The sequence below is a fragment of the Paenibacillus sp. FSL W8-0187 genome, from assembly GCF_037969755.1.
GTDB lineage: Bacteria > Bacillota > Bacilli > Paenibacillales > Paenibacillaceae > Paenibacillus_AQ.
Genome location: NZ_CP150206.1, coordinates 7,167,268 through 7,179,349, shown reverse-complemented (window position 1 = coordinate 7,179,349; position 12,082 = coordinate 7,167,268). Strand labels below are relative to the sequence as shown.

Below are 12,082 nucleotides of genomic sequence, written 5' to 3'. Positions count from 1 at the left end.
TGACATAAACGGACAAGGTGGTGTACATCTTGCGGGTTGCCAGATATTTTCTGCTGTGGTTCGTATTTATATGGATGTTTACCGGTGCGATCGTAGGCTTGGAGTATATCGAAGGATATAAGATTGCAACGACGGAATATTATGGCCTTCGTAATATGGGTCTGGTGTTGGTGATCATCCCGATCTTCTTATCCTCGATCCTATATCCGGTGATCGTGCTCCCGTTATCGTGGCTAATCGGCATGATTCGATGGGTTAGAGCTTCCCTCATCCTGTATGCTCTGCTGTATGCCGTGATGTGGGCCGGGGCTGGGGCTTTCCTGTTCTATGAATCCTATGAGGTTCGATTCATACAGGAATATGAGCTCTATGTCAGCACCGCGATTATTCTGTTCGGGGTGGTCGGCTTGGTCTACGCTTGGATCGAGTGGAGATTATTGTTTAGACCCGTTACGACAGTTTGAGGTTCAACAAGAGAACGCTCGGGGCCTAATGGGCTACTCTGGCGGTCTCTTGTTTTCATTCTCATCACTCTTAAACTGCAACTCGACGGACTTGCTTGCCGCAGGCAGCTCCATACCTTGTTCCCAGATCAGAATTCGGTCATCGGGCGTTCCCAGGTAGAGGGCCTTGATTTGAACACCATCGCCAAAGCTCTTCTCATAGGCATTTCGCTCTTTAATATCATTGGAATAATACATGTTGGATAATCCCATATCCGCGAACTTTTTGGACTTGATGATGGGGCGCTGGGGTGTCAAATACAGGTTTCCGTTGGCATCCAAGTGACCTTTAGCTTGATTGACGTTGTAGCCGTCAGTCATCTTCACATGATAGACAATGCGCCCATCCTTCAGCTGGCTGATATCGGATACTTGTATAACACGGGTAGGCACGCTGGTAATGTTCCATTTGAACAGGCCCACATACACCAGGAACAGGAGTCCAACTGCTAGGCAAGTGATCCATAAACCTTTAATAAACGAATTCCACTTGGTCCGCGACCACTGGGCGGCAACTTGCTGTAAACCGGCACTCTCCTGTTTGTTTTGCTCGATTGTTTGGGCAGGCAAGGACATAGAGGAACTCATATGGCTCAGCACCTCCCGGCAATCCGGGCAATCTGCAAGATGCTCGTCTACCAGGGCCTTCGTGTCTGTGCTGCACACATCATCATAGTACAAGGGCAGCAAATCCTGAATAATATCACATGAAACTCGGCTGACGGTCGGTTCTCCTCCTCGTACAGGCTTTGAATTTTTTGCTTGGCTCGAAAGAATGTGACTCTTGCCCAGCTCTCAGTTTTTTCGAACAGCTGACTGATTTCGCCAAAAGACAACTCCCCGAACACCCGCAGCGTAAACACCTCTTTATATGGCTCGTCCATCAAGTGCAGAATCTGGTGGATTCGGAAAGCCTCAGCTTTATCGACGGTTTGCCATGCGATATCCAGACCGCTGCTGTGCTCGACTTGTGGGGCCGGCTCATATCGCTTTTGCTTATCTAGGTAGGAGAAGTATGTATGTTTAGCGATTTGGCAGAGCCAAACGCTAAGCTTGCACGTACCTTGAAACGAATCGATATGCTTCAGCGCTTTAAAAAACGTCTCCTGTGTAAGTTCTTCCGCAACATGCTCATCTCTGCTAAGCGACAGCAGGAACCGATACACATCTTGAAAGTACTGATGATAGATCTGGTGCAAATCCGTCACCTGTTCACCTCCTTGCCTATATGACCGGCCCATGGCCGATTCGTTACAAGAACTTGAGAAAAAAGTTTCGGCCGGGCGATCTACTCATAGCGAATCCCATTCGATGCCACCTCTATGGCGTTCCAGTCCAGAATACGGATGGTCTGTCCGTTCCGCTCCAGGACCCCCTTTTGGGCGAAGGCAAACATCACCCGGTTCAAATGTCGGTGCGTGGTACCAAGCAAGCTGGCAATCTCCCCGATATGGTCGGTCTTCAGCTCCATCCCAAAGGAAGGATTGGACCCCGGAGACAGGGTGGACATGAGGTAGCTGGCAAACCGGTTCTCCACCGATGCCAACAGATTGACGCGGGAAGCGGTCGTGCACGTCTGAAGCTTGTAGCTCAGGTGATCCAGCAAGGTGGACGTAAAGCGAGCGTTCGTTATTTCATGTTGCTTAATATAGTCAAAGGACAGCCCGATGAACAGGCATTCGTTAACGGCTTCAATCTGGGATTGGACCGGGACGCTTCGAATCAATTCAATATCCCCGATGATGGAAAAAGGATGGCCAAAGCGCAGAAGAAGCGATTTACCGGTTTCGATGCTGGAGGTCACCTTGATCTTTCCTTGTACGAGGAACAAAAGGGAATTCATGGTGAAGCCTTCATGCAGAATGATCTCGCCAGGCTCGTATTGCTGCAATGTAAAAGGCACTGGCTTGCTCAGATCCAGCATGCTCTCGAATTGAAATTGCTCCAGCTTGGCTCTCAGCAAGGGTGCATCATGAAGTAGTTTCATGGGTCTTTGGGTTGCTCCTTTCTCTTCTGGACAAATGTCCTTCTCATTATACGATCAACTGCTATGATAAGAGCAATGAGAAGATACAGGAGGGCAAGGGCATGAAATTTGTATTCGATCTGGACGGAACGATCTGTTTTAAAGGGCAGCCGGTTTCGAACGAGTTGTTGAAGGCATTGGAGGAGCTGGTGGTGCAAGGGCATGAGGTTATTTTTGCTTCCGCCCGGCCGATTCGCGACTTGCTTCCCGTCCTTCATGAGCGTGTTCATCACTACCCGATGATCGGAGGCAACGGTTCGATGGTGGCGGCAGGGGGAAAGCGGATCTCCACGGCGGGCTTTGACAGCGAGGTGCTTCCGAGCCTTCTTCAGCTGTTAACAACGTATAACGTGAGCTATTTGATTGATGGAGAATGGGACTATGCCTATACCGGTCCTGTGGATCATCCGATTCTGCTAAATTTGGATCCGCACAAGCTGGCTAAGAACGTGGCGCTCCAGGAGCTGACTTCGGTTGTGAAAATATTGATGCTGACCTCGGACCATATGGCGGAAGTAGAGGAGAGGCTGGGACAACTGGATGTCGTTGTTCACGTGCATGGTGGGGAAAATGTGCTGGATATCAGCCCTAAGGGGATACATAAATGGAGCGGGCTTCAGCAGTTGGGCGTGAAAGAGGGCGAGTATGTTGCCTTTGGCAACGATGCCAATGATATCACGATGTTTCAGCATGCGCTGCACGCGGTAATGATTGGTGATCATCCGCTGCTGGCACCCTACGCCTCGGAACAACTGCCGCTGGATCGCGATATCGAGCATACGATTGCTGAACGGATGCAGGCGCTCGGTCGTCAATATGCTGCGACAAGTGTGTAGGGCCGGTAGGCTCCTTCGGGATGTATAGAGTTTCAACATACTTCACGGTTCAAGAAACGTAAGACGCACTATATTTCCTATACGATAAATTCGTCCAGCCAACCACCGGCTGGGCTTTGTTTTTATTTACGTGGATGGTGGTGTGCGGAAGGATAATCCGCTGCCTTCGAGAATATCATGTGGCATAGGCGTAAGGGGAAACGGGAAGGTGTTGATAGAGGGATGTCGACATACGAGTACTATAAAGAGATATTCGCGGAAATCCCGAGGCCGTTTGCCTTGGTGGATCTGGACATGCTGGATGACAATGCACGAGCGATTGCGCGGGCTGCAGGAGGCAAGAAGGTACGGCTGGCTAGCAAGTCGATCCGCTCCGTGGATGTGATGCATCGTATCCTGAATTCGGATTCCATTTTCCAAGGGATCATGTGTTATACCGCAGCGGAAGCCGTATTTCTGGCAGAACAGGGCTTCGATGATTTGCTGCTTGGCTATCCGCAGTGGCAGCCGGAAGCGGTTCGGTCCATCGTGAATCTGGTTAGCGAAGGCCGCTCGATTACCTTCATGGTGGACAGTGTGGAGCATGTCGAGCACATCGAACAGTTCGCCAAACAACAGAGTACCGTGATGCCGCTATGCATTGATCTGGATATGTCGGTACATTATCCCGGCCTCCACTTCGGTGTGTGGCGATCGCCCGTCCATTCGTGGGAGGGCATGTATCCGATAGTGGAGCAGATCATTCGCTCCCCTTGGCTTCGCTTGGACGGCATCATGGGTTACGAGGCGCAGGTGGCAGGCGTCGGGGATAACGCATCGGGCAAGCATATAAAGAATACGATGGTCCGGTGGCTGAAGAGCCGCTCCATCGTTGAGGCCGCCAAGCGGAGGCAGGAAGCCGTGGAGCGGCTTAACGCCATGGATATCCGGCTCCGCTTCGTCAATGCAGGGGGAACCGGAAGTTTGGACAGCTCCCGGAAGGAAGCGTGGGTAACCGAGATCACCGCCGGATCGGGCTTCTATGCGCCGGGGCTGTTCGACCATTTTGCGTCATTCCGTTATAAGCCGGCAGCAGCTTATGCCATAGAGGTGGTGCGGATACCGAAGGCAGGGATCGTGACCTGTATGGGCGGGGGATACACAGCATCGGGGGCAGCGGATAAGGATAAGCTGGCGAAGCCCTATTTGCCTGAGGGTTTGGAGCTGTTCCCGCTGGAGGGCGTCGGTGAGGTTCAAACGCCGCTGCGCTTGCCTGCCCATGTGAAGCTCGGCCTGGGAGATCCGGTGTTCTTCCGTCATGCGAAGGCCGGAGAACTGTGCGAACGATTCAAGGTGCTGTATGCGGTCTCGCAAGGCCGTATCGTGGGCGAATATGCCACCTACCGTGGAATGGGGGAGTGTTTTCTATGAAGCAGGTCCAATGGTCCAATTGGTCGGGATCGGTGCGAGCCAATCCAAGAACGGTGCTGTATCCTGCATCCATTTCGGAAGTGGTGAAGATGGTCCAGATGTGCCGGCAGGAGGGCAGACGGCTGCGAGTGGTCGGCTCAGGACATTCTTTTACTCCCATTGCTGCATCCGAGGACTGCCTGGTCTCCCTGGACGCCATGCAGGGACTGGTCCATGTCGACGTTGAAGCCAGGACAGCTACCGTGTGGGCGGGGACGAAGCTGAAGCTGCTAGGCGAGCTGCTGTTCCAGCATGGGCTGGCACAGGAGAACCTCGGCGATATTGATGTGCAATCCATTGCGGGGGCCATTAGTACGGGGACGCACGGTACGGGCCGGGAATTCGGGAATATATCAACGCAGGTTGTCGGATTGACGGTGGTCACCGGCACAGGCGAGGTGCTGGAGTGCAGTAGGGAGTCGCATCCCGATGAGTTCAAGGCGCTGCAGGTTTCCTTGGGTACACTCGGCATTATCGTGCAAGTGACGTTGAGGCTGGAGCCAGCGTACAAAATCGAATATGAAAGCCGGAGAGTACCGCTGGACGAATGCTTGAAGCAGCAGGCTCAATTAGCGGAAGAGAACCGTCATTTCGAATTTTATTGGTTCCCTTATGCGGAGCCGTGCCAGATCAAGCTGATGAATAAGACGGATCAAGTAGTGACAGGACATCGGATCAGGGATTATGTCAGTGAAGTGTTGGTGGAGAACACCCTCTTTGGTCTAATCTCGGAGCTGTGCCGCAAGGTGCCAAAGGCAAGTCCGTATGTCAGCCGTTTCTCGGCGTCACAGGTTCCACTGGGTCGTAAAGTGAATTACAGCCATCGTTTGTTTGCGACCCAGCGGCTCGTTCGTTTCAACGAGATGGAGTATAACATTCCGGTAGAGTCGATGAATGCGGTTATTGAAGACATGCGTACAGAGCTGTCGCGAGGCAAGTTTCAAGTGCATTTCCCTGTGGAATGCCGCTATGCCAAGGGCGATGATATATGGTTAAGCCCCGCTTATGGCCGGGATTCCGCTTATATTGCGATTCATATGTATAAAGGCATGCCGTATGAAGATTACTTCCATGCGATGGAGCGCATTTTCCTCCGGTATGGCGGCCGGCCGCATTGGGGAAAAATGCATAATCTTGAGGCTGCTCAATTGAAGGAGCTCTATCCGATGTGGGAAGCATTCCGTGCGGTTCGGGAAGAGCTGGACCCGGATGGCATCCTGCTGAGTGATTATATGGGCAGGCTGTTCGATGTATCTGGGCCCATCTCCGATTCGATCAGTGATATTGGCTAGACCACGATCAAACATCTCAAATAAAATCGCCCTTAGATGGCTGTCTTATCTTCCATCGCCCAAGGGCGGTTTTTTTGTTGCCCGATGTTCGCTCACGGAAGGGGCAAGAAGCGAATAGATCATTTCAGAAACAGGGAGAATAAGCGTCGTTATGCTGATTGGAAAGCCGCTAGCGTTTGTAATTGGAAATCAATTGGGATGGACAATGCAAAGGATCTTCTTTATAATCAATAAATAGTTACCCAAGGTAACTATTTTGGATGGAGGTATCAAATGGACGCCCACAGACATTTTTTCCATAAATACTTTACACTGCATCGCCCTTTCGTCAATGAGCTGAACCGTAAGCTTGAAGACTATAACCTGTATTATGCCCAGTGGTCCATTATGTACTATCTGGATGTTTATGAGTCGATGACCTTGGTGGAGCTATCCAAAATGCTGTACGTGGAGAAGCCCACGGTAACCCGAACCGTGAACGCGCTGATTAAGCTCGACTACGTGGAGCAAATTCCGGTGCGTGATAAACGGGAGAAGCGCATTCAGCTATCCAAGACGGGAGTTGGCGTTGTCCAGCAAGTCCGTAAGGTGTTCGACCAATATGAACAGGAGATTATGGAAGGTGTCTCTGCTGAGGAACAGGCCACGGTTATTCGTGTGATGGAGACGGTCAGAGACAACATTATTAGAAAAGGTGATTAACTTGGAGCAAGCAGACTCGCGAGATCGATTGTGGAGCAAGGATTTTTTGATTGTGTTTGGCGTCAATTTCCTGCTCTTTTTATGTTTTTATTTATTAGTGGTCATTATGTCCTCATATGCGAAGAATGAATTTCATGCATCAACAGGAATGGCTGGCTTGGCTTCCAGCATTTTTGTCGTGGGCGCTTTGATTGGACGGTTGATCGGAGGCAGCATCATTGAGAGGGTCGGGCGCAAAAAACTTCTTTTTACCGGTCTGATCGCCTTCAGCGTTCTTATCGGGTTATATTTCATTGTGAACAGCCTGAGCGTGCTGCTCATTGTCCGGTTCTTCCACGGCATAGCCTTCGCACTCGCTTCAACGGCAACAGGCACGATTGCAGCCAGCCTGATTCCGAACTCCAGAAGGGGTGAAGGTACGGGTTATTATGGCGTGAGTATCATTATCGCTTCGGCCATTGGCCCTTTTATTGGTCTGATGATTAACGAACATGCTTCGATGATGGCCAACTTCACGCTGTGCGGGGTACTGGGTGTTCTCTCTTTGTTGTCCGCATTTTTTATGAACATACCGAAGCTGGTGCTGACCGCTGAGCAAGAGAAGGATCTGCAAGGATTGAAACTATCCAATTTTATTGAACCGAAAGCATTACCGATTTCACTGGTTAGCTTCGTCATGGGTTTCGGATATTCCAGCGTTTTAACGTACCTCATGATCTTTGCCGGACAGATCAGTTTGACCGAAATAGCCAGTTATTTCTTTATTGTCTACGCTATTGTGGTCATTTTGTCGAGACCGTTCACGGGTCGGTGGTTTGACCAAAGAGGGGCCAACGTGGTGATGTATCCTGCAATACTTTCATTTGCGATCGGCATGGTGCTGCTCAGTCAAGCCCACCACGGTCTGACCTTGCTGCTCTCGGCCGTATTTGTCGGTCTGGGCTACGGTACGACGCAGTCCAGCTCCCAGGCCCTTGCCATCAAGCGTTCACCGGCTCACCGGATTGGACTTGCGACGTCGACCTTTTATATATTTGTGGACGTGGGCATCGGGTTCGGGCCCTTTATACTTGGTTTCCTGACACCGCTTGTCGGCTTCCGGGGCATGTACATTGCAATGGCAGTCCTGCTCGCTGCGGGAATCGTCCTCTATCACTTCTTAGTTGGGAAAAAGGAAAGAGACGGGAACGACGGGCATGCTGTCGTGCATTCATCAAAGATTTAAAGTCATGTAAGACTGCCACTGAGGCAGTCTTTTTTGGCATGCATGAACGAAAATGCAAGGAGGATTATATAGGCTTCCAATAGGAAACCCTAGCAGAAAAACGAAAAAGGTGAATGCACGTGAAGCCCAAATTAACCTTCTGTCTGCTGCTTCTAAGCGGCCTCCTTATCTTCGGCCCGGTAAGAAGCGCAGCCTACGCACGGCCACAAGAGAAGTCAAGAGAGCAGCAGCTCGAGAAGGCCATGCTGCAGCAGCTATACCCGGTTATCCGATCGTCACTTCAGGATATATACCATGAGACCTATCCTTCTTTTGGCTGCGAACAGATTCTATCGATCAACGAGCGGTCAACGATGACGGAGGAAGACCATCATGCAAGTCCTGTTGATGCGATGCACGGGGCAAGCTATTTTGAGATTACGGTGGGCCTGTGCAAGGGAAGCGGGGAGAAAATCGAGCTGCGTTTCAAGAATGATACGCCAACGGCGCAGTATGATTTGGACTTGTTCCATGTAAGGTAGATTCTATGCGGGCATGATTAGCCGAGAAAGAATAATTTTAATCATTTTCTGCGAATCACAGGACTTCATCCTATAGTAAAATTAGTCATGATTTGTGATGCTGCTCATTACCGGGCGCATGAAGGAGTGAATGACCCATGGCGCATGCAAATGATGTTCTAATGAATCAACTGTTGGCGAATGCGAATGATCCCAGCTGGCATATCCCGTTCCAGCAATCTGTGGAACATTTGACCGAGGATGAAGCGTTCTGGACACCTGCCAACGAGAGTCACAGCATTGTTGAGATCATACAGCACCTGCTGTATTGGAATGAAACGTGGCAGTCCAGGTACCGTGAATCGCGGATAGATGCCGTGCCCTCTATTGGGGGCAATCATTTAAGCTTCATCATTCCGGATCACGCGACCTTTGCAGAGTTGAGAGACCGATTGATAGCGGTCTTATTGCAGTGGCAGGAACTGCTGTCAGAGACCAAGCTTGAGCAGGAAGTGAACGGATTTCCGGGGCCGGCTAAGTGGTGGGAGATCATAAGCAATGCCACCCTGCACAATGCCTATCATATCGGCCAGATTGTGTATATTCGGAAGCTGCAGAAGAGCTGCAGAGCGCTGGAATGGTAATCCGCGGTTTTTCACACCTTAAGGTGTCACGATTGGAATGTTTCGAAGTTGCTTTCTCCCGGGTCTCTAGAGATCTCCCTACTAAAAAAAGAAAAAATGCATGGATGGAACCCGAATCATTCCTGGGCCCAACCATGCACCTCGTTTACAACGCTTCTTTAATTACCCGTTTATAGAACATTACGGATAACAACCCGAATATGGAATACAGCGCCGTATATAACAGCATAACCATGACCATAGGCAGCCACAACTCGGTTCCGAAGAAGAACCAGCCGGATTTAACGGCAAAGTAACTGTGGGACAACCCGACGACCAGCGGAATGCCGAAATTAAACAGCTGCTTGATCTGAATTCCCTTCAGCAGGTTTCCTTGAGTAAAGCCCAGTTTCCGGAGAATGGTATAATTCGGCTTCTCCTCTTCACCTTCATCCATCTGCTTAAAGTACAGGATGCATCCTGAAGTAATCAGGAAGGTAAGTCCCAGGAATCCCACGATGAACATCATCAAGCCCATATTGCTTTTCTGGTTGAAGGCCATTTCCGTCTGAGAGAGGTTCCCTGTTTCCTCGCTAATGCCGAGGCTATTAAAGATTTGATTGGCTTGATCAATGGCGATTGGATCCACAATATCGATGCCGTGATAGACATTGGTCTTCTTCTGGATCTTCGGATCCAGATCCTGAACCAGCTTATCAAATACGGTCTGATCCACAATCGCCGTCGGCAGCCCGCCGCTTGCGTAATAGTAGGATACGTAGGCTTCTTTGTCCAAGCCGATTAGCTCCTGCTTAATGCTTTGTTTAGGGCTTATGAATTCAATTTCACCTGTAGTCTGAATCGCCATAAATTGCTGGATCGCGTCACTGTATCCCGTGAACAGCGTCTCCTCGGGGGAAACATCAATGCCCTCTACACTGGCATCACTGATGACCGGGATGATCATGGAACTGGAATCCACTTGCCCAGATACCTCCAGGCTGGCCCCGATAATGTTGGATAGATCCGCATTCACCTGGATTACGTCCCGTTCGGTCTGCATAAATTCGATATCTTCATCCGTAAGTGCCTGGATAAAGGCGGAAAAATCCTTCTGGTCCGCAACCGCAAAGTGATTGGGCACGCTCTGCTCGGCTGATTTCTCTGCAGAATAGTATGAGATATAACTGAGAGACAATAGTCCGATCGCGAGTGCGGATACGGTCGTAATGATGGTCAGCAGCAGCGCATTCGATTTCATGCGGAACATGATGGAGGAGAGGGACAGCACTTCATTCAGGGACAAGTAACCGCCCTTGCTCTTTCGAATTACGTTGAATAGAAAGCTGACCGACCCTTTATAGAATAGATAAGTCCCGATGATAACCGATCCCAAGATCAGGATCATAGCCATGAACAGCTCGTTCATGGTGGTGAAATCACCACTGAACAGCTTGGTCGACACATAATAACCGAGAAGAATGAGTCCGATGCCGAGGAATCCGAACAACATTTCGGCGAAGGACATTTTCTTAATTTGGTTCTCGGTTGTCGATACCGCGCGGAAGAGGGACAGAATGCTCTGTCTTTTGATGAACGTATAATTCATGATCATAATCAGCACGTAGATGACGGCAAACACAATGACAGTTTGGATCATCGCCTCGCTGGAGAAGGATAGAGCCGCCTTGGTATCAACGCCGGTGACCTTGAACAGAATCATCAAGATTAAGCGTGAAGCCGCGAAGCCGGCAAAGATGCCGATGACCATCGAGCCGAAATACAGAATCAAGTTCTCTGCACTTAGGATCCGGAATATCTTGCCTTTGGTCAGTCCGATAAGCTGAAACAGTCCGATCTCTTTACTGCGCCGCTTAATGAAAATCGTGTTGGCATACAGTAGGAATATCGCCACGATGGCTACTAACAGCACGGAGGCGGCGCCAAGCGCAGCCGCTCCCTTAACGGAGCCTTTCGCTTCATCCATCGCCGGATCATATTGCAGTGTGACAAACGCGAAGTACAGACCCACGCTGAAGATGAGCGCAAATACATACAGATAATAATTCTTGATATTCTTCTTCAAATTCCGGTAGATCAGATAATTAATGTTCATTCTGAACACCGCCTAGCACGCCCTGAGTCTTAATGATGTCATTGAAGAAGGCCTGCTGGGATTGCTCGCCCTTGTTCAGCTGGGTGTAGATCTGTCCGTCCTTAATGAAGACCACCCGGGTGCAATAGCTGGCGGCCACGGGATCATGGGTAACCATGATGATCGTGGAGTCGATCTTCTGATTTAATTCGCTTAGCTTGTTCAACAGATCGGAAGCGGACTTCGAGTCCAGCGCCCCTGTCGGCTCATCGGCAAAAATAATGCTCGGATCGTGGATGAACGCCCGGGCGGCAGAGGTCCGCTGTTTCTGTCCCCCAGAGATTTGGTTCGGATATTTATCCTTGAGTTCGTAGATGCCAAGCTCGGTCGCGATTCTTTGGAACTTCTGATCGGCTTCCTTTTTGGATACCTTCTTAATGGAGAGCGGCAGCAGCACGTTTTCTTTGACGGTCAAGGTATCCAGCAGATTGTACTCCTGAAAAATAAATCCCAGATGGTGCTTCCGGAACTCCGCCAGCTCCTTCTCCTTGAGACCCGTAAACTCTTTGCCCTCGATTTTGATGCTGCCTAGGCTTACTTTATCGATCGAGGAGAGCACGTTCAGCAGCGTGGTTTTCCCTGAGCCCGATGCGCCCATAATGCTGACGAACTCGCCTTTATCTACGCGGATATCGATGCCCTTCAGCACTTCCTGTTTATTGAATTTGTTGCCGTAGCTTTTATGAATTTGGTTTGCTTCAAGAATTGCCAATTTCACTCACTCCTTCGTTATCTGTCCTTATCATAAAGGAGTCGCAGCGCCTTTTCCTT

The 12,082-nt window shown here is 50.1% G+C and carries 13 protein-coding genes; 8 read left to right on the top strand and 5 right to left on the bottom strand.

Translation table 11 applies throughout. The features are described from left to right. Positions 1 to 29: 29 nt before the first annotated feature. Positions 30 to 464, top strand: a complete 435-nt coding sequence (locus MKY48_RS32530) for a hypothetical protein (RefSeq protein WP_339268873.1) — start codon at positions 30 to 32, stop codon at positions 462 to 464. Positions 465 to 497: 33 nt separating this feature from the next. On the opposite strand, the gene MKY48_RS32525 is transcribed toward MKY48_RS32530, so the two are convergent. From MKY48_RS32525 to MKY48_RS32515, 3 genes are all read right to left on the bottom strand, one after another. Next, the gene (locus MKY48_RS32525; protein ID WP_339293572.1) at positions 498 to 1,169 is read right to left on the bottom strand and encodes a zf-HC2 domain-containing protein; all 672 of its coding nucleotides are present in this window, start codon (positions 1,167 to 1,169) and stop codon (positions 498 to 500) included. Next, positions 1,139 to 1,711: an RNA polymerase sigma factor gene (locus tag MKY48_RS32520; protein WP_339292010.1), complete on the bottom strand. Its 573-nt coding sequence runs from the start codon at positions 1,709 to 1,711 to the stop codon at positions 1,139 to 1,141. Before MKY48_RS32520 ends, MKY48_RS32525 begins: the two co-directional genes overlap by 31 nt. A gap of 80 nt (positions 1,712 to 1,791) precedes the next feature. Beyond that, positions 1,792 to 2,490 (bottom strand): cyclic nucleotide-binding domain-containing protein, encoded by a 699-nt coding sequence (locus MKY48_RS32515; RefSeq protein WP_339292009.1) that lies wholly within the window; start codon positions 2,488 to 2,490, stop codon positions 1,792 to 1,794. 101 nt (positions 2,491 to 2,591) lie between these two features. Here MKY48_RS32515 and MKY48_RS32510 point away from each other — a divergent pair, with 101 nt between their 5' ends. The 7 genes from MKY48_RS32510 (at position 2,592) to MKY48_RS32480 (ending at position 9,177) form a co-directional block, all read left to right on the top strand. Beyond that, positions 2,592 to 3,365 carry an HAD family hydrolase gene (locus tag MKY48_RS32510; protein ID WP_339292008.1) on the top strand — a complete coding sequence of 258 codons (774 nt, stop codon included), beginning with the start codon at positions 2,592 to 2,594 and terminating at the stop codon, positions 3,363 to 3,365. Positions 3,366 to 3,587: 222 nt separating this feature from the next. Next, positions 3,588 to 4,775, top strand: coding sequence for an amino acid deaminase/aldolase (locus MKY48_RS32505; protein WP_339292007.1), 1,188 nt, complete (start codon positions 3,588 to 3,590; stop codon positions 4,773 to 4,775). After that, positions 4,772 to 6,106: a D-arabinono-1,4-lactone oxidase gene (locus MKY48_RS32500; RefSeq protein ID WP_339292006.1), complete on the top strand. Its 1,335-nt coding sequence runs from the start codon at positions 4,772 to 4,774 to the stop codon at positions 6,104 to 6,106. The genes MKY48_RS32505 and MKY48_RS32500 overlap by 4 nt, the downstream gene beginning before the upstream one ends. A gap of 273 nt (positions 6,107 to 6,379) precedes the next feature. Beyond that, entirely contained in the window at positions 6,380 to 6,808 is a 429-nt protein-coding gene (locus tag MKY48_RS32495; protein WP_076323737.1) for a MarR family transcriptional regulator, read from the top strand. Next, a complete protein-coding gene (locus tag MKY48_RS32490; protein WP_339292005.1) occupies positions 6,801 to 8,033 on the top strand; it encodes an MFS transporter in 1,233 nt (410 codons plus the stop codon). Before MKY48_RS32495 ends, MKY48_RS32490 begins: the two co-directional genes overlap by 8 nt. A gap of 119 nt (positions 8,034 to 8,152) precedes the next feature. After that, the gene (locus tag MKY48_RS32485; RefSeq protein ID WP_339292004.1) at positions 8,153 to 8,554 is read left to right on the top strand and encodes a hypothetical protein; all 402 of its coding nucleotides are present in this window, start codon (positions 8,153 to 8,155) and stop codon (positions 8,552 to 8,554) included. A 137-nt stretch (positions 8,555 to 8,691) separates the two neighbouring features. After that, positions 8,692 to 9,177: a DinB family protein gene (locus tag MKY48_RS32480; RefSeq protein WP_339292003.1), complete on the top strand. Its 486-nt coding sequence runs from the start codon at positions 8,692 to 8,694 to the stop codon at positions 9,175 to 9,177. Between the two features lie 145 nt (positions 9,178 to 9,322). On the opposite strand, the gene MKY48_RS32475 is transcribed toward MKY48_RS32480, so the two are convergent. Next, on the bottom strand, positions 9,323 to 11,272 hold the full coding sequence (locus MKY48_RS32475; protein ID WP_339292002.1) for an ABC transporter permease: 1,950 nt from the start codon (positions 11,270 to 11,272) through the stop codon (positions 9,323 to 9,325). Then, the gene (locus tag MKY48_RS32470; RefSeq protein ID WP_213647480.1) at positions 11,262 to 12,023 is read right to left on the bottom strand and encodes an ABC transporter ATP-binding protein; all 762 of its coding nucleotides are present in this window, start codon (positions 12,021 to 12,023) and stop codon (positions 11,262 to 11,264) included. Before MKY48_RS32470 ends, MKY48_RS32475 begins: the two co-directional genes overlap by 11 nt. Positions 12,024 to 12,082 lie beyond the last annotated feature (59 nt).

Coding starts and splice junctions, on each gene's coding strand:
- MKY48_RS32515 (WP_339292009.1), bottom strand. CDS start 2,490: ATGAAACTACTTCATGATGCACCCTTGCTGAGAGCCAAGCTGGAGCAA.
- MKY48_RS32510 (WP_339292008.1), top strand. CDS start 2,592: ATGAAATTTGTATTCGATCTGGACGGAACGATCTGTTTTAAAGGGCAG.
- MKY48_RS32505 (WP_339292007.1), top strand. CDS start 3,588: ATGTCGACATACGAGTACTATAAAGAGATATTCGCGGAAATCCCGAGG.
- MKY48_RS32500 (WP_339292006.1), top strand. CDS start 4,772: ATGAAGCAGGTCCAATGGTCCAATTGGTCGGGATCGGTGCGAGCCAAT.
- MKY48_RS32495 (WP_076323737.1), top strand. CDS start 6,380: ATGGACGCCCACAGACATTTTTTCCATAAATACTTTACACTGCATCGC.
- MKY48_RS32480 (WP_339292003.1), top strand. CDS start 8,692: ATGGCGCATGCAAATGATGTTCTAATGAATCAACTGTTGGCGAATGCG.
- MKY48_RS32475 (WP_339292002.1), bottom strand. CDS start 11,272: ATGAACATTAATTATCTGATCTACCGGAATTTGAAGAAGAATATCAAG.